The 20,786-nt window shown below is 37.3% G+C and carries 16 protein-coding genes, 8 tRNA genes and 2 pseudogenes; 22 read left to right on the forward strand and 4 right to left on the reverse strand.

The genetic code is table 11. The annotated features are described in order from the left end of the window. Positions 1-143: 143 nt before the first annotated feature. Positions 144-326, reverse strand: coding sequence for an Rpn/YhgA-type helix-turn-helix domain-containing protein (locus tag JCM9157_RS19825; protein WP_035667518.1), 183 nt, complete (start codon positions 324-326; stop codon positions 144-146). 150 nt (positions 327-476) lie between these two features. On the opposite strand from JCM9157_RS19825, the gene JCM9157_RS19830 reads away from it, so the two are divergent. The 8 genes from JCM9157_RS19830 to JCM9157_RS19865 all read left to right on the forward strand — a co-directional run bounded on the left by JCM9157_RS19830 (position 477) and on the right by JCM9157_RS19865 (position 1,146). Continuing rightward, positions 477-551: transfer RNA gene (locus JCM9157_RS19830), tRNA-Glu, on the forward strand. Between the two features lie 14 nt (positions 552-565). After that, a tRNA-Val gene (locus JCM9157_RS19835) sits at positions 566-641 on the forward strand. A 5-nt stretch (positions 642-646) separates the two neighbouring features. Then, positions 647-722, forward strand: a tRNA-Thr gene (locus tag JCM9157_RS19840). A gap of 7 nt (positions 723-729) precedes the next feature. Beyond that, positions 730-814 (forward strand) — tRNA-Tyr (locus JCM9157_RS19845). Between the two features lie 4 nt (positions 815-818). Then, a tRNA-Gln gene (locus JCM9157_RS19850) sits at positions 819-893 on the forward strand. A 6-nt stretch (positions 894-899) separates the two neighbouring features. After that, positions 900-972 (forward strand) — tRNA-Lys (locus JCM9157_RS19855). Positions 973-981: 9 nt separating this feature from the next. After that, positions 982-1,056: transfer RNA gene (locus tag JCM9157_RS19860), tRNA-Gly, on the forward strand. Between the two features lie 14 nt (positions 1,057-1,070). Further along, positions 1,071-1,146, forward strand: a tRNA-Ala gene (locus JCM9157_RS19865). A 41-nt stretch (positions 1,147-1,187) separates the two neighbouring features. On the opposite strand, the gene JCM9157_RS19870 is transcribed toward JCM9157_RS19865, so the two are convergent. Next, entirely contained in the window at positions 1,188-1,367 is a 180-nt protein-coding gene (locus JCM9157_RS19870; RefSeq protein ID WP_035667520.1) for an aspartyl-phosphate phosphatase Spo0E family protein, read from the reverse strand. 189 nt (positions 1,368-1,556) lie between these two features. On the opposite strand from JCM9157_RS19870, the gene sigW reads away from it, so the two are divergent. From sigW to JCM9157_RS19935, 13 genes and pseudogenes are all read left to right on the forward strand, one after another. Next, on the forward strand, positions 1,557-2,120 hold the full coding sequence (sigW, locus tag JCM9157_RS19875) for an RNA polymerase sigma factor SigW (protein ID WP_035667522.1): 564 nt from the start codon (positions 1,557-1,559) through the stop codon (positions 2,118-2,120). A 14-nt stretch (positions 2,121-2,134) separates the two neighbouring features. Next, positions 2,135-2,770 carry an anti-sigma factor family protein gene (locus JCM9157_RS19880; RefSeq protein ID WP_035667525.1) on the forward strand — a complete coding sequence of 212 codons (636 nt, stop codon included), beginning with the start codon at positions 2,135-2,137 and terminating at the stop codon, positions 2,768-2,770. A 95-nt stretch (positions 2,771-2,865) separates the two neighbouring features. Then, a pseudogene (gene cdaA / locus JCM9157_RS19885) lies at positions 2,866-3,689 on the forward strand (diadenylate cyclase CdaA). After that, positions 3,682-4,920, forward strand: a complete 1,239-nt coding sequence (locus JCM9157_RS19890) for a CdaR family protein (RefSeq protein ID WP_035667527.1) — start codon at positions 3,682-3,684, stop codon at positions 4,918-4,920. The pseudogene cdaA and the gene JCM9157_RS19890 overlap by 8 nt, the downstream one beginning before the upstream one ends. A 26-nt stretch (positions 4,921-4,946) precedes the next feature. Further along, positions 4,947-6,290, forward strand: coding sequence for a phosphoglucosamine mutase (gene glmM, locus JCM9157_RS19895; RefSeq protein WP_035667529.1), 1,344 nt, complete (start codon positions 4,947-4,949; stop codon positions 6,288-6,290). Between the two features lie 386 nt (positions 6,291-6,676). Continuing rightward, positions 6,677-8,479 carry a glutamine--fructose-6-phosphate transaminase (isomerizing) gene (gene glmS / locus JCM9157_RS19900; RefSeq protein ID WP_035667531.1) on the forward strand — a complete coding sequence of 601 codons (1,803 nt, stop codon included), beginning with the start codon at positions 6,677-6,679 and terminating at the stop codon, positions 8,477-8,479. A gap of 151 nt (positions 8,480-8,630) precedes the next feature. Further along, positions 8,631-9,470 carry a heteromeric transposase endonuclease subunit TnsA gene (locus JCM9157_RS19905; protein ID WP_035667534.1) on the forward strand — a complete coding sequence of 280 codons (840 nt, stop codon included), beginning with the start codon at positions 8,631-8,633 and terminating at the stop codon, positions 9,468-9,470. Beyond that, positions 9,467-11,626, forward strand: a complete 2,160-nt coding sequence (locus tag JCM9157_RS19910) for a TnsB C-terminal domain-containing protein (protein WP_035667536.1) — start codon at positions 9,467-9,469, stop codon at positions 11,624-11,626. The genes JCM9157_RS19905 and JCM9157_RS19910 overlap by 4 nt, the downstream gene beginning before the upstream one ends. Further along, a complete protein-coding gene (locus tag JCM9157_RS19915) occupies positions 11,601-13,292 on the forward strand; it encodes an ATP-binding protein (protein ID WP_035667538.1) in 1,692 nt (563 codons plus the stop codon). Before JCM9157_RS19910 ends, JCM9157_RS19915 begins: the two co-directional genes overlap by 26 nt. An 85-nt stretch (positions 13,293-13,377) precedes the next feature. Further along, positions 13,378-15,246 (forward strand): TnsD family Tn7-like transposition protein, encoded by a 1,869-nt coding sequence (locus tag JCM9157_RS19920; protein ID WP_035667540.1) that lies wholly within the window; start codon positions 13,378-13,380, stop codon positions 15,244-15,246. After that, positions 15,227-16,777, forward strand: coding sequence for a Tn7-like element transposition protein TnsE (locus JCM9157_RS19925; protein WP_035667542.1), 1,551 nt, complete (start codon positions 15,227-15,229; stop codon positions 16,775-16,777). Before JCM9157_RS19920 ends, JCM9157_RS19925 begins: the two co-directional genes overlap by 20 nt. Before the next feature lie 256 nt (positions 16,778-17,033). Continuing rightward, complete coding sequence (locus JCM9157_RS19930; protein WP_201768909.1) at positions 17,034-17,468, forward strand: DUF4231 domain-containing protein; 435 nt, start codon at positions 17,034-17,036, stop codon at positions 17,466-17,468. A 38-nt stretch (positions 17,469-17,506) separates the two neighbouring features. Further along, positions 17,507-17,868: pseudogene (locus tag JCM9157_RS19935) on the forward strand (TIR domain-containing protein). Between the two features lie 8 nt (positions 17,869-17,876). On the opposite strand, the gene JCM9157_RS19940 reads toward JCM9157_RS19935, so the two are convergent. Continuing rightward, positions 17,877-18,071 (reverse strand): hypothetical protein, encoded by a 195-nt coding sequence (locus JCM9157_RS19940; protein WP_035667544.1) that lies wholly within the window; start codon positions 18,069-18,071, stop codon positions 17,877-17,879. A gap of 474 nt (positions 18,072-18,545) precedes the next feature. Then, positions 18,546-19,034, reverse strand: a complete 489-nt coding sequence (locus JCM9157_RS19945) for a toll/interleukin-1 receptor domain-containing protein (RefSeq protein WP_235715055.1) — start codon at positions 19,032-19,034, stop codon at positions 18,546-18,548. A gap of 1,060 nt (positions 19,035-20,094) precedes the next feature. Between JCM9157_RS19945 and JCM9157_RS19955 the strand changes: the two genes are divergently transcribed. Continuing rightward, entirely contained in the window at positions 20,095-20,283 is a 189-nt protein-coding gene (locus JCM9157_RS19955; RefSeq protein WP_035667551.1) for a hypothetical protein, read from the forward strand. Positions 20,284-20,786 lie beyond the last annotated feature (503 nt).

A 20,786-nucleotide genomic window follows, 5' to 3' on the forward strand; every position in this document is an offset into this window, starting at 1 on the left:
CTATAGGGGAGTATTTTTTATGTGTAAAAGAACCTTTACTCCGAAGTTCTAAACGTAAGATAGATACGGTAAAGATTTAAAAATCCTTTTTATCTACTTGACAGGGGGCAGTGCAAGATAGGTTACTGTGCTCTTTTATGTTCCTATCTTTTAGTCAGTTGGTTGGCTGTTAATCCAGTTAATGTAACAACTAATTTACTGTCTATTCCATAATCAAGCATACATTCAGCTACTTGTAATTTTGTTTCTTCTTTGGCCTTTTGTTGAACATAGTCTAAAAGGGTCAATAATTCCTCGCGCGAGTAATAAGGTTTGGGCTCGTTCATAATATCACCTCAAGTTTTTAAATCAATTATAACGAATATATGTTCGTGTTTTCAAGGGGAAAATTAAAGTATTTTTTATTAAAAAAAGACTTGATATTAACTTCATATTTCGATATAATATTTTTTGTCAGTGAGAAATGTTGTTTATCTGGCCCGTTGGTCAAGCGGTTAAGACACCGCCCTTTCACGGCGGTAACACGGGTTCGAATCCCGTACGGGTCACCAACTTTATCATTATTGGAGGATTAGCTCAGCTGGGAGAGCACCTGCCTTACAAGCAGGGGGTCGGCGGTTCGATCCCGTCATCCTCCACCATATTTGCCGGCCTAGCTCAATTGGTAGAGCAACTGACTTGTAATCAGTAGGTTGGGGGTTCAAGTCCTCTGGCCGGCACCATAATCGTGGAGGGGTAGCGAAGTGGCTAAACGCGGCGGACTGTAAATCCGCTCCCTCCGGGTTCGGCGGTTCGAATCCGTCCCCCTCCACCATGATTGGGCTATCGCCAAGCGGTAAGGCAACGGATTTTGATTCCGTCATGCGTTGGTTCGAATCCAGCTAGCCCAGCCATTTTTAGAGCCATTAGCTCAGTTGGTAGAGCATCTGACTTTTAATCAGAGGGTCGAAGGTTCGAGTCCTTCATGGCTCATTTTTATTTGCGGAAGTAGTTCAGTGGTAGAACACCACCTTGCCAAGGTGGGGGTCGCGAGTTCGAATCTCGTCTTCCGCTCCAGCGATATTTATATTGGGGCCTTAGCTCAGCTGGGAGAGCGCCTGCCTTGCACGCAGGAGGTCAGCGGTTCGATCCCGCTAGGCTCCACCAATACATATAAATTTAAACCATAGATATTATCTATGGTTTTTTTATACGGTCTTTTTAAGTTGTTTTTGATTATGGATTTGTTCAAATTCATTTAATAATATATCTAATTTATGACTATAGCTAATCATTTCTTTTGAGATTAAAGATTTTGTTTTGGCTTCATTGTTTAATATGTCTCTGAGTTTTTCTATTTCTTGTAATAAGTACTTCTCTCTCTCCATTGTTCAGCCACCCCTTCATCAAAGTTTACTTTGAAAAAGATTTGATTTAGTTTAATAGGTTATTTTTATTAATACCCAATTTAAAGCTAACAAAACATCGCAGATATGATATTGTAATAATTGGAAGTTGAAACCTTTTGTTACTTAATTACGTAGAAAAACAGAACAAATGTAGGTAGGGGTAAAAGAATGGATACAATTGTTATAAGGTTGATTAAGGAAGTGAGAAAAGGAAATCAGCAAGCTTTTTCAGAGATTGTTGAATTATATAAAGATAAAGTGTTTCAAGTAGCTTATCGAATGGTTGGAAATATGCATGAAGCTCAAGATATTGCTCAAGAAGCATTTCTACGTGCTTATACGAATATTGACAGTTTTGATTTAAATAGAAAATTTTCAACATGGTTATTTAGAATAGCTACTAATGTGGCAATTGATCGTTTGCGTAAGAAAAAGCCAGACTTCTACTTGCAGGAAGAGGTAAGGGGATCTGATGGGTTAACTTATGAATCTCAGTTAGCATCCGATGAAGAGTCAGTTGACGATCAGGTGGTGAAATTAGAAAGGCAAGAATGGGTACAGGATGAAATTAACCAATTGCCAACAAAATACCGAACGATTATTATTTTAAGATACATTGAAGATTTATCAATTAAAGAGATTAGTGAAGTATTAGATATTCCACCTTCTACAGTTAAAACAAGAATACATCGTGGGAGAGAAGCACTTAGAAAGAGAATGCGACATGTTTAAGGAGGATGCCGACCATGAGATGTGGTGAATATTTTGAAGAACTTATACAGAAAGTTCTTGATGAAGAAGCGACTGAAGCTGAAAAAAAAGCAATGGATTTCCATATAAAAAGTTGTGAGTCTTGTAGAAATCATCTCCAGGAATTAAAGAAAGTTATCGCATTTGTTCAAAGTTCGTCACACATTCAAGCTCCCGAAGGTTTTACAGAAAACGTAATGGCTAAACTACCAGAAAGAAAACAGGTATCAAAGTGGAAGCATTGGACACGATCACATCCATTGCTAGTTTCAGCAGCGATATTCTTTATAATGATGCTTGCGAGTGTTTCAACATTGTGGAATAGTGGTGAGGAGCAAGTTGTCGTTACGAGTTCTGGTCATGTTCAAATTGAGCAAGAAAGTGGTATGGTTGTGGTTCCTGAAGGAGAAGTGATTAAAGGGGATGTTATTGTTCGAAATGGGAAGCTACAAGTCGATGGTGAAATACACGGAAATGTACTATTAGTGAATAGTGAAGCTTATTACGCTTCTGTTGGACATATCTCTGGGGAAGTGCATGAAGTGAATCAAGCTTTAGATTGGGTTTGGTATCACTTAAAAAGCTTTTTCAAAGAAGTCATGTCTATTACAGAAAGGGAACCAAGTGAGTAGGACTTCGCCTATCACTGTGATATAATGGGAAAAAGTGATTGACATTACAACAAGAGAATGTCTTTGACGAATGTTAGTGGTTTGGAGGAAGAGCCATGTTTTCTTTAGATGAGTTTCGTTGGCTCAACTATGTTGGGCAAATTATAGATATTTTAGTTGTAACATTTGTCGTATATAAAGCAATTATGATTATCCGTGGGACAAGGGCTGTTCAGCTTGTTAAAGGCATAACTGTTATTCTCGCGATTTGGTTTCTAAGCAGATTTTTTGGTCTCAGAACTTTAGAGTTTTTAATGAATCAAACGATTACTTATGGTTTACTTGCTATCATTATTATTTTCCAACCTGAACTTAGAAGAGGACTTGAGCAACTTGGAAGAGGTAGATTGTTTTCAAGTAGAACCATTCCTCAAGATGATCATGTAAAGAAGTCAATTGAAGCCATTATTAAAGCAACTTCTTATATGGCTAAGAGACGAATTGGAGCCTTATGTCTTTAGAAAGAGAAACGGGAATGAGTGACTATGTTGAGACGGGAATACAAATGAATGCTAATTTAACCTCAGAGCTATTGATTAATACATTCATACCAAATACCCCCCTTCATGATGGGGCAGTAATTTTAAAAGGTAATACGATACTTGCTGCAGCTTGTTATCTACCGTTATCAGAGAATCCTTTTATTTCTAAGGAATTAGGAACGAGGCACCGTGCTGCATTAGGTGTGAGTGAAGTGACTGATGCGGTAACAATTATTGTTTCTGAGGAAACGGGAGGCATTTCGTTAACAAAGAATGGTGAATTACATCGTGAGTTAGATGAAGAAAAACTGCGAAGCTTGCTTGAGCGAGAATTACTAGTTGAAAGTAAGAGTACGACCAATCCACGCTGGCAGTGGGGAGGTAAGAAAAATGGATAAGTTGTTTAATAGCCATTGGTTTGTTAAAATTATTTCTTTCTTCATTGCAGTGATGCTTTTTACGATGGTGAACATTGACAACTTAACGAGTCAACCTGGGGGAGTCTTGCCGACCATTAATCCAGCTTATACGCTAGAGGATGTTGAACTAACTGTACTCTATGATGAAGAAAATTATACCATCATAGACAAAACAGAACATGTACAGGTCAACTTAAGAGGCCCACAGGCTCAACTTACCTTATTTCAATTATCAAGGCCTTCTTATGAAGTGTTTGTTGATGTAACAGATCGTGGTGAAGGTGTACATACATTGAGTGTCCAACATCGAAATTTTCCAAGTGAACTAACGGTTTCGATTGTACCTCAATATGTTCGTGTTGAATTACAAGAAAAACAAACAGTTTCTTTCCCGGTTCAAGTCGATATCATTAATTCGAATGAAGTTGAAGAGGGTTATACGGTTGGAACACCTATCGTAACTCCAATCAATGTTGATGTGACAGCGGCTCGTAGCTTGGTTGGAGAAGTGAGTGTTGTCAAGGCTTTTGTTGATGTTGCTGGGGCAGATAAGACAATTGAAGAAACAACGCCAGTAAAGTTGTATGATGCAGATGGCAAGGAGTTATTCTTGTCTGTAGATCCGCAAGTTGTCGATGTAAGAGTTCCAATAACGAGCCCTAACCGGACGGTCCCTGCAAAAGTAACTAGATCTGGAGAGTTGCCAGAAGGAATAAGTATAAACAGTGTTACGATTACGCCTGAAGAACTTACGATCTATGGACCTACAGATATAATCGATCGCATGAATGTCGTAGACGTTGGCACGATAGATCTTAGTCAACTAACAGAAACGCAAACAGTTGAAATGACCGTTCCAACGCCACCTGGTGTAGAACGAGTTGTACCTGAAACAGTATCGGTTACTGTCTCTATAAGTGTAGAAGAAACAGAGGACTTTACGGACGTTCCGGTTGAGGTAATAGGCGGGCGGACTGAGGAAACTGTAACGTTTAACGGAAACTTGAATAGGTCAATATCAATAACAGCTAAAGGGTCAGAAGAGTTGTTAAGTAAACTCACTCTATCTGATATTCAAGCATTTATTGATGTAAGTGATCTTCAGCCCGGTGAACATGAAGTTGATATACAAGTAAATGGACCACCGAATATTAGATTTGCTTTAGCTGAAACAAGGGTTCCGATTCAAATTACAGTGGATACTGATTGATGATTGTCTGAAGGAGAGAATATATAATGGGAAAATACTTTGGTACTGATGGTGTACGTGGAGTTGCTAATACTGAGCTTACACCGGAATTAGCCTTTAAATTAGGGCGTATGGGTGGATATGTGTTAACGAAGCATACCGAAAAACCAAGAGTGATAATTGGTAGAGATACACGTATTTCCGGAGAAATGCTTGAAAGTGCCCTTGTAGCAGGATTGCTTTCAATTGGGGCTGAAGTAATGCGTTTGGGTGTTATTTCTACTCCTGGTGTTGCATTTTTAACGAAAGCATTAAGTGCAGATGCAGGTGTAATGATTTCTGCATCGCACAACCCTGTACCTGATAATGGGATTAAGTTCTTCGGACCAGATGGGTTTAAACTACTAGATCAACAAGAAGAAGAAATTGAGCGTTTATTAGATGCAGAAGATGAGTTGCCAAGACCAACTGGAGGAGCACTTGGTCAGTTAAACGATTATTTTGAAGGCAGCCAGAAATATATCCAATTCTTAAAACAAACAGTTCAAGAAGATTTCTCAGGTATTCACATAGCTCTTGACTGTGCACATGGGGCTGCATCTTCACTAGCTCCACATCTATTTGCAGATTTAGAGGCAGATATTTCAACGATGGGAACAACTCCGAATGGAATTAATATAAATGAAAATTGTGGTTCCACTCATCCGGAAGTGTTAGCTAAGTTCGTTGTTGAAAAAGGTGCTCAAGTCGGTCTAGCTTTTGACGGAGATGCCGATCGTTTAATTGCAATTGATGAAACAGGAGAGATTGTCGATGGTGACAAGATAATGTTCATTTGCGCAAAATACATGAAAGAACAAGGTTGGCTAAAGCATGGTACGGTTGTATCAACCGTAATGAGTAACTTAGGCTTTTATAAAGGGTTAGAAGAGATTGGTGTTGACTTCAAGCAAACAGCAGTTGGAGATCGTTATGTTATGGAAGAAATGAGAAAAGGCGGCTATAACCTAGGCGGTGAGCAATCTGGTCATATTATCTTCCTTGATCATATTACGACAGGTGACGGTCTGCTCTCAGCAATCCAGCTAGTCAATATTATGAAGGTAACTGGTAAGCCTCTATCCAAGTTAGCTGCTGAAATGCAGACATTTCCTCAGAAGTTAGTAAATGTACGTGTAACGGATAAATACGCTGTAACCGAAAATGAGAAAATCAGTTCAATCATTACAGAGGTAGAGGAACAAATGGCTGGAGAGGGCCGTGTATTAGTACGTCCTTCCGGTACAGAGCCACTTGTTCGAGTCATGGTTGAAGCTAAGACTGAAGAACTTTGTGAACGATATGTTGATACTATTGTCGAAGTTGTGAAAAGTGAAATGGGATTAGATTAATCTTTTATGCATAAGCGGAACGAAACATGCTGCTTATGCATATTTTTTTATATAGAGTTTAGCGAAACTCTTACTGTAAATATTTACTGGTAATTGACGTGTTCCTTTTAGTTGAGGTATGATGGAAAAAGTCAAGAAAAGAAAGGTGGATCGACGGAAACTATTTAAAAGCGCCTGAACTACATGAGATGTAGTTGACGAGGAGAGGGAGTATCGATGGATCGGCGGATGCCCTCCGGTTGTAGCATGACAACCGTTAGACTTCTGGGAAAACAAGGAGGCAACTCTTTGCACAAAAACAGAAGTAAGCATGCCTCTAAAAAAATTGAAAGTGGGGGTAAGATACCCCTTAGGTACTTACCCCTATTTCGGGAGGTAATGATTTTATGTGCGGAATTGTTGGTTATATTGGAACGGAAGATGCAAAAGAAATTTTACTAAGAGGTCTTGAAAAGCTAGAGTATCGTGGTTATGATTCAGCTGGGATTGCAGTTGCAAATGAACAAGGCGTTCATGTTTTCAAGGAAAAAGGTCGAATTGCTGCATTAAGAGATGTAGTTGATTTAAACGTAGCTGCTACTGTAGGGATAGGGCACACACGTTGGGCAACTCATGGTGTACCAAGCCGAGTTAATGCACATCCACATCAAAGTGAAACAGCTAGATTTACATTAGTTCACAACGGTGTTATTGAAAACTATGAGCAATTAAAAAGTGAATTCCTTTCAAACGTTGAAATGACTAGTGATACAGATACAGAAGTAATTGTGCACCTGATTGACCGCTTTGTAAATGATGGCAAGTCTGTCGAAGAAGCATTTAGTCATACATTAACTTTATTAAAAGGTTCTTATGCACTTGCGCTTCTTGATAAACTAAATACGGATGTTGTTTATGTTGGTAAAAGTAAGAGTCCACTTTTAATTGGTGTTGGTGAGGGAGTAAATGTAATTGCTTCAGATGCGATGGCAATGCTTCAAGTAACAAACCAATTTTTAGAGATTATGGATCAAGAAATCGTTTTAGTTTCAAAAGACAATGTGACGATTAAAAAGTTAGATGGCACGGTTGTTACGCGTGAGCCATACACAGCTGAATTAGATGCAAGTGATATTGAAAAAGGAACATACCCTCATTTCATGTTAAAAGAAATTGATGAGCAGCCTTTTGTTATTCGTAATATCATTCAAAAATACCAAAATGACGATGGCACCGTGCGTCTAGATGAAAATATTCGTGAAGCGATGAAATCATCAGATCGTATTTATATTATTGCTGCTGGAACTAGTTATCATGCTGGTCTAGTAGGTAAGCAACTTATTGAAAAGATTGCTGGGCGTCCAGTAGAAGTTCATATTGCGAGTGAATTCTTGTACAATATGCCACTATTATCAGAAAACCCACTGTTTATTTTTATTTCGCAAAGTGGTGAAACAGCCGATCTTCGTGGTGTTCTAGTCGAAGTGAAAGAAAAGGGTTATAAAACGTTAACTGTTACAAACGTACCAGGTTCTACTCTTTCTCGTGAAGCTGACTTTACTTTACACACGCATGCGGGACCTGAAATTGCTGTAGCTTCTACAAAAGCGTACACGGCACAAATGGCTGTTCTGACGATTTTAGCGGTGGATACGGCAAACTCAAAAGGAACGAAACTTGATTTTGATCCGATTCAAGAACTTGGAATCGTAGCAAGTGCGATGGAAACGCTTTGTGATCAAAAAGAAAAACTCGAGCAAATCGCTCGTGATTATCTATCTACAACACGTAACTGCTTCTTCATTGGCCGTGCAGCTGATTACTTTGTCTGCTTAGAAGGCGCGCTTAAACTTAAGGAAATTTCTTATATTCAAGCAGAAGGCTTTGCTGGTGGAGAATTAAAGCATGGAACGATTGCTTTAATTGAAGACGGTACACCTGTTATTGCAATTGCGACACAAGAACACGTTAATTTAAGTATTCGTGGTAATGTCAAAGAAGTTGCAGCTCGTGGTGCAAATCCTTGTATTGTCAGTATGGAAGGTTTAGAACATGATGGAGATGCTTTTGTTATTCCAAAAGTACATGAGTATTTAACATCACTTGTAACAGTGATTCCATTACAACTAATTTCCTACTATGCAGCTCTACATCGTGATTGTGATGTTGATAAGCCACGTAACCTAGCTAAAAGTGTAACGGTTGAATAGTCGGTAATAAAAATTGCTGGATCAATGTAGATTTGAAATTAAGTCGTACCGTTTATAATAAAGATGTACCGTTTTAAATAAAGTCGTACCGTTTTAAATAAAGTTGTACCGTTTTACCCCTTTGGATATAATTGTCTAAAGGGGTGTTTTTATGTCAAAAAGAAACAGAACATCTAAAATTGAGAAATGGATAAAAGAAGGCCGTGGCTCAGGTATTGGTTCAGAATATAAACCATGGTTAAAAATTCAAGATGTATCTTCGTTAGGTAGATCTACTCGCTTGAAAGGAATAAAGACAAAGAGGCAGCATGAGTTTTTATCAGATTTAGAACGAAACTATTTTTATATAACTGAGTTTTCCGATTTTGTTATTGATATTCGTGAGCAATTTCCTTTACTACCATTGGAAGAAACCAGTGTCATTGCAAATGAATTAGGTATTAAACATCCTACTGATCCAAAAACAGGAGAACTGATTGTGATGACAACCGATTTTTTACTAACGATTAATAATGGACAAGGTGTAATTGATGTAGCTCATACAATTAAAATGAAGGATGAATTATTAAAAGAGCGTATACTTGAAAAGTTTGAGATTGAACGTGAGTATTGGCATCGAAAAGAAATTGATTGGGGCATTGTAACTGAAGAAGAAATACATAAAACAATGGCAAGGAACATCAGTTATATCCACGACTACTTCGACATTAGAGATTATGATGTATTTCGTGAAATGAATGCCCAGTATATTGAAGACTTATCTATTTCTTTAATGCAGAGGCTTTTAGGTACTAATGATAGCATCCGTAACATCACAAATGAATATGATAAAGACACGCATTTACCTATGGGTAGTGGGGTTACATTATTTTATCATTTGTTAGCTCAAAAAATAGTCATTATAAATATGTTGAAACCGATAGATTTAGAGCAACCAATTAGTATTATAACGGTTGATGAAAGCAAGGTGAAGAAGGTGAAATACGGATGATTTTTATTAATCAGGTACTTCAATATGTGAAAGATTCCAAGCGGATTCGTGTAATTGAAATAGAGGAACCGTATGTGTTTATTGTTGATATAGATGCTCATACGTCTATGCCTAAGAAAGAACTATACACAACATTAGTTACGGAAATTGAACAGAATGAATTGCTAGTAATAACAGATCCATTTGGACGTGTTATAGCGAACAATGATCTAACAGCTATACAGATTCAAAAACGTGAAGAAGATTGGGATACCATTCAAGAAAATTGTTTACTACACATGAATGAATTAATTCAGAAACGTGGAAGAGAATCCAAGATTAAAGAAATTGCTGAAGACCTTAATGTAACACCAACTAAAGTTAAAAAACTACTTAGTCGATATTGGCAGCGTGGTATGAATAAAAATGCCATGTTACCCGACTATGCAAACTCCGGTGGTAAGGGTAAAACAAAGTCTCTGACTGAAGCTAAACTAGGCCGTCCACGTAGAGTGAACATTAGTGGCGATTATCAAATTGGTATTAATATAACAGACGAAGTGAAACTACAGTTTGAGCATGCCATTAATAAATATTACCGAAAGACGAACAACTACTCGTTAAAGGATGTCTATCATTTCATATTGCGTGATTTTTGTTCAGATCGGTATAAAGAGAATGGTGAAATGAAATACAGGGTATGGGAAGCTAATCGAATTCCGTCTTACAATCAGTTTTACTATTGGTTTAAGAAAATAGAAGATCCAAAGAAAGATATTCAGTTCCGTAAAAGTACTAAAGAGTATGAACTAAAGCATCGTCCTATTTTAAGTGATTCAAAGTCGGAAACAAATGGTCCAGGTACTCGTTTTCAAATTGATGCTACAATTGCAGACATCTATTTAGTAAGCTCGTTTGATGTAAATAAAGTCATTGGTCGTCCTGTTATATATGCTGTTATTGATGTGTATTCAAGAATTATCACAGGACTATATGTTGGATTAGAAGGGCCTTCATGGATTGGAGCGATGATGGCTTTAGATAATATGGTAGCTGACAAGGTGGAATTTTGTAAGCAATATGGAATCGAGATTATAGACGAACAATGGCCAACAAAACATCTACCCGAAATTATTATTGCAGACCGAGGAGAGTTTGAAGGTTATTCTGTCGAAAATTTAATCAATAACTTAAATATAAAAATAGAAAATACGACTGCTTACCGAGGTGATTTAAAAGGAATTGTTGAACGTAAATTTCGTACATTTAACGGCAAAGTAAAGCATAAGGCTCCTGGTGCCATTCAAAAGGAGTATCGTGAGCGCGGTGACCAAGATTATCGTTTAGACGCTACGTTGAATCTTAAAGAATTTACAACATTAATTATTACTCTAGTCCTTTACCATAATCATAAAATTATTGATAAATATCCAATGGAAAAGGAAATGATTGCAGACGGTATAGTGCCAACACCGGTAAATTTGTGGAACTGGGGCATTCAAAATCGTAAAGGCCGTTTAAGAACAGTTGATCGTAATATTCTACGATTAAATGTGTTACCACGTGGGAAGGCGACAATTTCCAGAGCGGGTATGAGGTTCAAAAACTTGTTATATGGTTCACGGCAAGCAATTGAAGAACAGTGGTACTTGAAGCTGAAAAATCGCAGTATTGAGATTGTTTATGATCCTCGTAATATCGAAAAGATATATATTCCTCATGATAATGGCATGGAATATGAGGCGTGTACATTACTCGAACCAAGCCAACAGTACCGGAACGACTTTTTGGAGGAAATCGTTTTTCAGCAACAGTTACGTAGTGAGTTAGAAGAGATTGAACATTCTAATCAAGTTCAGCTAACAATTAATACTGATGTAATGATGGATGAAATTATAAAAAAGGCAGAGAAGAAGAAGAAAAAGCAGTCATTTAATCAACCAAAAAGTAAGAAAGAAAAGATTGCCTCTATAAGAGATAACAAACTTACGGAAAAGCAGTTGAATCGTGAAGAGGAAAAGTTTGATCTATCACCAGCTGTAGTCAGTGATCAAGCAGATGTTATTGATTTTGTAACAAAAGAAAAAGTGCAAGATGATAAATCTGACAAATCTAGTTCACGTCTAATGGAAAAACTAAAAAAGAAGAGAGATGAGACGTTTGGAAAAGACGAATAGCCTTGTACTTAAAGGAGATTTTGAGGAAGCTATGTATAAGGTACAAGCTTTATCAGAGTACAGTAAAAATCCATTCATCGAAGCTCTTCCCCCTATTTTCAGTGAAGACAATGTGCTAGAGCGATTTATGGTAACACCACGTATTACTCAGCAGGAAAAGCAAAGTGAAACGAATATCCGATATCATGTGCTAAAACGTGTGAAAAATTTTATTCAGCCCTTACCCATTCATTTTGAAGTGGAACGAAGACTTTCTACGTTAATTCGAAGAGGATATTTAGCACGAAATCCTTTGGATAAAACATTTTTAGAACGTATTCGAGTATTACACCAATTGCGTGAAGATGAGGAAGAAGCTCATAAATACATTGATGAGCGCTTGAATTATCTTCGTTCTACAGCAGATAGTTTATCTATTATTGGTATCTCTGGTATTGGTAAAACAACAGCAATTGAGCGATTGTTGCTTATGTATCCACAAGTCATTAAACATGAAAAATATGAAGGCCTTCCTTTTAATCGTACACAAATTGTTTGGCTGAAAATAGATTGCCCGTATGATGGCAGCCTATCAACACTTTGTAAAAGCTTTTTTAAAGCAATTGATAATTTACTTGGCACACGTTATTTAGAGAAGTACGGCTATTTAAATCGTGTTACGTCAACAATGCTTTTGCATATGACCTCATTAGCTAGTATGTATGGTATTGGTGTGCTGGTCATCGATGAAATCCAGCACCTACTACATTCTAAAAATGACCAAGAGGAAATGCTGAATTTCTTTGTTACTCTATCAAACACGGTTGGTATTCCTACAGTATTAATTGGTACTTCAAAGGCACAGCAACTATTTAAAGGAAACTTCCGACAAGCTCGTCGTGCAGCGAGTGAAGGGGCGATTATTTGGGACCGGATGGCTGCAGACAGTGAGGAATGGGAGTTCTTCTTAGAAACTTTATGGGAATTACAATGTCTTAAAACACGCTCCGACCTTACTGAAGATATGAAAAAGTCCTTTTATGAGGAATGTCAGGGGATAACCTCAGTTGCTGTGAACATGTTCATATTATCTCAGGAACGAGCTTTGTTTGATGAGTCAAATGAGGAAGAAAGACTTACTCCCCGCGTTCTGAAGAAGACAGCTAAAGAGGATATGAAAATTATCCAACCAATGCTCAATGCACTACGTAAAAACGATTTAAATGCGATGTATAAGTACGAGGATATAATGATTAATCTAGACGATCTGATGGTTAACCATAAGCAAAATACAGAGTATGAAGGTAAAATCAAAGAGGCGATGAAAGAACGACAAAATACTTTGGGATATAAGCGACAGGATACAATAGAAAGTTTAACTGTGGAGGTAGCTTCATTAGGTATTTTTGATAATCTTAAAACGAATGATATAAATCGAATTATTATTAAAATTGTTGAGAGTAACCCAATTGATACAGATATAAATGTATTAAAAACAGATTCAATTCAACAAGCTATTGCAGAAAATCAACAAAATAAAAAGAATAAAAAACCTTTAAAGCAAAATCGAGAGTTAATGCCATTGCTCACATTAAGAACAGCTGCAATTGAAAAAAAACAACACCCTTACGAATTGTTGAAATCAAAAGGATTTATTAAAAATCCACTTCAAGAATTCTATAAATAAATTAGAAGCTAAGTCATGAGGTGTCTAAAAACCTAATTTGATCGACATGATAGAGGTAAGTCGATTAAAACTAGGGGGATTTTAGATGCTACCCTTCTTTACAAATCCATATCCGGATGAATTGGTATATTCAGCGATTGCTCGTTATCACTTTTATAGTGGCAATATTGATTATAAAGACACATTAGAAGAAGTTTTTCAAAGTCGTTCTGTGATACCTAGTGTAGAGATTGGTAGCCATTTTTTTGTATTAGCTCAGCAACTAGCTCCCAATTACTCTCTTGAAAGTTTATTATCTAAACACACAATTTATCCTTACTATGCTCCGTTTTTATCAAAGCATCGTAAAAAAGAAATTTTAAAAGATGTTTTAGGAGCTGGACAAGGACTTTATACAAGACTTGGAATGGTTGCAGGAGGGATTTGTAAAAAGGATGGACTATTTTATTGTCCAAAGTGTGCAACTAACGATGTTGAACAATACGGAGAACCTTATATACATCGTGAGCACCAGCTACAAGGAATTATTTACTGTGCTCATCATGAACTGATATTAAAGAAGTATCCAATTGATTTTTCAAAGTCAAGTCGAATTGAGTTTATTCGATTGGATAAAAAACTGATGAATTTATCAATACCCGAAGAAGTAGAATCTAAAGAGTTTATAACCATTCAAATCGCTTTAGCAAAGATGGCTTATCAACTGCTGCAAGTTCCAATACATCATTATTGTAGAGAATCAATTAATCTTAAATACCGTGCTCTTTTACGAGAACGTAATTTAATAACAGCTTCAAATCGAATTCGGCAATATGAGCTATGCAATATGTTTCAATCAAAGTTCCCAAAAGGCTTCTTAGAGAAGTACGAATCAGCTATCGTTGAAAACGATGAATTCAATTGGCTGAAGGTCATTACGCGTAACCTAAAACGTCACGTCCATCCATTCCGTCATTTGCTTATGCTGTATTCCTTAGAGCAAGATTTGAATTCCTTTTTACAAATTGAAGCTGATACAGGACCTTTTGGTAATGGGCCATGGCCTTGTTTAAATAAAGCAGCTAGTCATTATAAGGAATTTATAATTCATGAAGTAAATGTTACGAGAGATTTTAAATCAAAATCACCAATAGGTACATTTGAATGTCCCTGTGGTTTTGTATACTCAAGAAAAGGTCCAGATAGATTACCTGAAGATATGTATCATATTGGGCGTATAAAAGCGTTTGGAGATGTCTGGAGATTTAAATTACACCAATTAGCAACTGAAGGTACTTATAGCACAAGAACATTAGCTCGAATGCTTGGTGTAGATTCGAAAACGGTTATAAAATATCTTTCTTCCGAGATAAAAATAGAAGGACACTCAGAAAAAAGTATTCCTTCGAAGTTGCTAATTTATCGAAAACAATTATTAAAAGAAATGCGGCAATACCCAAGTTATTCAAGAACAAAAATTCGTATGTGTTTCCCAAAAGAATATATGTACTTGTATCGTCACGATAATGAATGGCTATTTGGACAGTTGCCTATAATTCAGAGGGAAAAGAATAACCAAGTAATTGTCGATTGGGACTCACGTGATCGAGAATACTGCTCTAAAGTGGAGAAGCTTTACAGGGAACTAATCGAATTAGAGATTCCTGTCAGAGTTACAATTTCTATTATTGGAAGACGGCTTGGAATATTATCAAACCTGGAGAAACACGTTGATAAACTACCTAAAACTAAAAAGCTACTGCTTGAAATTGTGGAATCTACTCAGCAATTCCAAATCAGGCGTTGTTGTAAGATTGTTGATCGAATATTAAAAGACCAAGAATCAGTTGCATTATGGAAAGTACAACGTATTGGTGGAGTGAAGTCACATCATTTCCATCAAATAATACAGTATTTAGAAGAGTATATACGAATAAAACAGGAAGTGGAAAGCTATGAGCAAACAACAGGTTAAAATAATATGGCCCTTTGCTAAAAGAGAAAAAGCACAACTGATATGGATTGGTGAGCCGTTCATATATGATCATAAAATGATGATTAAAACTTATTTTCGCTCGCAAGGCCGTACAGAAGGTATACTAATGGATTGGGGTACATTACCATGCCTAGCGATTCAACATTTTTATACTGATGGTATCATAACAGCAAGTGAACCCCCTAAAGGTATACAAGAAATTGACTTAACGATTTATCCCAAAAAAGCTAAATATCACGAACGCCCTTGGTCTATTCAAGGAAGCGATGATCTGGCAACTTCTCGAAGTTTTGTTTTCTCTTTCAATGGGAAGAAAGTTATTTTACCAGTCATTGAAGTTGTGCGTAGCATACTAGCTCCAAATGGCTTTCTTTTATATCGCTTGTTTGAATCAAATTCATTTCCTCAGTTCTTCACAGAAACGTATGGACCTAATAAGTTCCATCTTAACTTTTCATCACAATATGAATTGAAGTACACAAAGATAGCGTTCATTTATCAACTGGTATGGTTGCTAACAAACCGTGATCTACGACAGACATATGAGAATATAGCATTTACCTGGTTACAGGAAAGGGTTTTGAAGTTTGGGTGGAACTTCACCAGACCAATTACAATAACAGCTCGTGTAAAGGAGAAGAATGACACATTTACAGTATTACAAATTATTAATGTAAAAAACAAAGATATCCCATATCAACATATTTCAATTACACATCCAGAAATACAAGATCAAAAGAAATCCGATGAGGCCAAAAAATATACTTATCGTTCTCTAAATAGACAAGGTGGTGATGAAGAGGACTTCACCTTAGATGAAAATTTAGATGGTTCTAAAGAAGGTTTTGATCTTGTACAAATGAATCAGTTAAAACATGAATATATATCGGTTCCTAGAATTGAGCGAATTAAACGTAGTCATTCCAAGCAGCGGTTGATAGAAGATGAAAACACGAAGAAGTATTATATTAATCATGATTCCATACGCTCTACCGCAGATAGTGGTGGCCAACAACTCGCGCGAGGATTAGAGCATCAAATGCTACATGAGATAGAAGCAGAAGGCGAGTTACAAGGATTTATTAATGTCCTTAAAGTACTTGAACAATATCCAATAATAGGAACAATAGAAGTGATTATGGATGTGTTGCCGGATGGTCACGGCAAACGTAGATTTACAAAACTGAGTGATAATGTCACTAAACGGCGCTATGTAATTGCACAAGTATATCTAGGGAATGGAAAACAATTTAACATTATAGAAATTGAACGCGAGAATCGATCTTTATCGTTGTTGATTTTATCATCGCTTGTATCTTGTGAATGGAAACCTATCTATGATCGACTGCTTATAAACCTTGTGAACGATAGCGGAACATGGACGAGTAAGTCATTAAAAAGCATTGAAGATCAAGGTATTACGGTGGTAAAAGCTAAACACAGTTCTAAGGGGATAAAGCATAGGGCAGAGGTTTTATTAAATAAATTAGAGCATTATTGGTGGGAGTAACAATTAGAGAAAAAAGTTGAATATTTGTGTTCTGTTTGTTTATATTTAATGCTGCATAATTTATTAGAAATAGCGTTGCACCCTAGTTGGAACGGATGACATATCTTAAGTTGTTCCATAAAAGCATATGGTTTTTATATAACTATAGGGGTCCTCACAATTTTTTGTTAAAAAACAAAAAAAATAGTCAATATATTTTAAAAAAACTTGGCAATTTGTAATTTTTTGTAAGAAAATATAGAAAGAGGTGAAAACATTGAACATTAGTGAAGAAACATACATTGAGGAGAGGCTAAACGACCAGATTAATTGGTATGACCTAAAAAGTATTAAAGCCCAAAAGTATTATAAATCGTTAAAGAGAATAGAAATAATCTTGTCCTCTTCTATACCTTTGTTGGTTGGCTTTATTACAGAGGCAAAAATATGGATTTCAATAGTAGGGTTTATTGGTGTTGTTATAACTGCAATTGAAGGTTGGTTGCATATTTCTAAATATCATGAAAACTGGATTGAGTACCGAAGCATTTGTGAAACGTTAAGACATGAAAAATATATGTATCTAACTAGAACGGGTGTTTATGATAGTGAAAACCCATTCTCTGTTCTTGTAGAGAGGGTAGAAAGCATTATCTCGAAGGAAAATGTAAATTGGGCGAATTTAAATAGTAGTCAGAACGGGGGGAACTAAAGTTGGCAAAAAAAGTATTTGTTAGTTATCATTCTGCAGTGGAAGATACAAAGCATAAAAACTTATTAGTAGCATGGGCAAAAAATGATAATGGTTTCTTTGATATTAAATTCGACGACACTTCTGTTGGGGTGTCGATTAATTCAACGAATGCTACATATATAAAGAGCGTTATTAAAGGCAAGATATCGGATAGCTCAGTTTTCCTTTGCTTAGTTGGTGAACCCACAAAAGTGATTGGGTTAAATGGGAAATTGATAAAGCTGTTGAGTTAGGGAAAAAGGTTGTAGCTGTTAAAATACAAAAGTCTTACTCAACACCATCTAACTTATATGGTATTGGAGCGAGTTGGGCTCAAAGCTTTACTTATGATGCTATAAAAAAAGCATTGAATCCTTAATACCTTATCTATTCAATAGGTTGATATGTTTTTTCGAATATATCTGGTTTAACTGGATACTTTTCACCGTGAATGCCCTTAACAATCCAATCACCTGGAGAGGCTATCATTCTTCCCTCTAATGTTTCAATTTTCACCTCTTCAGATACCTGATAGGCTTCAACAATAACTGGTTTTTTAATGAATTTCTTAGGATTATTCAAAAGAAACACCTCCCATAAATTTATTATAAACCATATACTTAAATTTATTAAACTGATGAGTCGGCGAGGGTATCCATTTAAAAGGAACTTCTTTTATAGAAGGCTGTTCTACAATTGAGTGATCACCGTAAACAACCTTCACTATGAAGTAGCTGTTGGAATGTTACACCTTAAACTATCCGGTGCAAGAGTGAAACAAGGGGGTGTCGTTAACGTGCAACATTGTGAAGTAATTCACTTAAACTAAAGGGTTTCGTTAGGCAAATAGAAGGGCTGCATCGTTAGCCCTTTTAATGTTCGCTTATGGGAAGTTAGCCGTGTTCGGAGCTTCAGTTGCCGAAAACTTATTCCATTCTCGCCAAAGAAAAAACCCAATGCAATTGCATTGGGTTTTTCTTTGGTATAACGGCGAAAGCCAAGTAACTGAGTCCAGTAGCCTCATCTGAACAGCAAACTTCTGTAGACCAACAGAGCTTAAATGGTGACAAGTTCTGCAAGCTTGGTCACGACGTCTTCTATCGGTTCTTCGGCAGTACTCAGACCACTTCGTGAACCGAGCAAAGGACTGACTTCGCGTAGAGCTTCATACGTTGTGCCGTGAACAATCGGAATGAGACGCTCGCCAGAGAGGAGTACCGAAAGTTCTTTGTCGGCAATACCCTCTGTTTGGAGGCGACTTAGCAACGCAGGGGTCACCAGCACAAGCCCAACTCGCGATTTCGCCAAGCCCTTGTCTATTGCACGAAGTAACGGCACGCCGAGGCCAACGTCTTTCTCGCTGAACCAGACGGAGACACCTTGTGACTCAAGCAGATCGTGCAGATCCTTGGCGACTCCCTTCCGGTCGTCCCACGCATGGCAGAGGAAGACGTCCCTAAGGTCAAGGTCAGGTCGCTCTGCTAGCTTTTCGACGCTGTTGCGGATTGGTGTGAGTGCCCTAACTTCTTGAACCGTGTACACCACGGACGAATTTGCTCCCGACCAACGCGGTTTTGCACTGCTTCTGGCCCCTCCGCTACTACTTCCGCCGCCTTCACTTCTATAAGACGGGGAATAAGAAGGGGTTGAGTACGACCTGTAGTTGCTACTGTAACTCCCACCGCACGCTGGGCAGTTGGCTCGTGCACTTGCTGATTGATGTCCCCTTACTGGAGCCGTACATCTAGCCATGTTTCTACCTCCCTTATGGAATGAATTGTTCTTACAAATTATATAATATTTCTCCAATAAGATACAGATAATCTGGGATATCCTACCTATCATTGAGAGTATGTTCAACTAACGGAGCAGGAGTGCGGCCGAGCCTAGTTCGTATCATATAGCGGGTGGGATTCCCGTCGAGTAAGAACTAGCCATTCACTCGTAGCGAGTCTTGGAGGGCTAAAGGTAACTTTAGTCTTTAAGCGTAGACAGTTAGGTTGCGGGCCGAAAGCCAAATGGTTGAAGGGATTGAGCCCCATAATGTTAGTAAATCGAGAGGGCTGATGTTTTTCCTGCGACAGAAAGCAACATTTCATTCCTCGTAAATGGCAAGAGGAATGAAACCTCTCTGGGGTCAGAGACCTTGGCACGTAACACATTGATATGATACGGCAACTCGGGAGACCCTATCAGTCTTTTCTTTATAGAAGAGTATGGTGTACAAGCGATAATAAGCAAGGGAACCAAACGCTGATTAGGGAGTCGGATAGCAGCGTAGTACCAATGAAGTTGGGTAATGCCGATGGAGGAAAGGCTGCTACCAAGTTACCACCCTTGCTAGGGACACATTTACTACACACAGAGGTAGACCTACACTCAGAGGTAGGACGATTAAATGGAAACAAAACTAGTAAGGATAGCAGGAATGGCAAGTAATTTTTGTGAATGGTAACTAGGAGGAGCCGTGTGCGTTAATTGCGCAAGCACGGTTCTGAGAGGGGGGAGAGTACAATCTATCGAAAGGTAGAGAGACTCTCTTCTACTCGACTTGTTAAATAGCGGAAATAAACTTATGATAAAGTTAAGTAATGGAGGTGTTTTAATGGAAATGAGAAACTTTATACTTCATCAAGATATACTTTCCGTTGAAGTAACAATAGATAAAAAGGATTACATTATCGGCGTTCAGTGGAAAACACCAGAAAAGCTTATGGTGAATAGGTTGTTTAAGCTAACGGGTGCAAGTGGAACAAGGAGTTGCGGAAGGCAGCTCCTTTTATTAATGGTCTAAAATCAATCCTTTAATGCGTAGTAAACTACGCATTAAACATGCGGTAACTACCTCGATGGTGAGATCATTAGCTATTTAGTTTGCCATAAACAGATTTCTAGAGCTTCTGTTCGTTTGTAAACCATAAATAATTTAACCTTATTTTTAGAATGGTCAATCATAAACATAATATTTAGGGTTGTAAATTAGGAATAGAGTGAATATAATGTTATTAAAGTTGCACTGAGGAAAAATAAATTCATTAGTACAAGTTTATTTCGTTAATACAAATACATAAATTAATTTATTAGAGGTGTTCCTGTAGAACCTTTTATTTTTGGCAAAAAAGTTGCCTTAGTGAAAGTTTGTAAGTTATATGCAAATCACCAAACAACTAAAAGGAGTGAAAAACGTTGGACGACATATTATTAATTCAGAATTTACATGTTTCCTATCACGGAAAAGAAGTGTTAAGAAATATATCATTCTCCACAAAAAAAGGGGAAATTGTTGGAATCATCGGT

Origin of the sequence: Halalkalibacter akibai JCM 9157, assembly GCF_000513135.1 — a bacterium.
Classification (GTDB): Bacteria; Bacillota; Bacilli; order Bacillales; family Bacillaceae_D; genus Halalkalibacter; species Halalkalibacter akibai.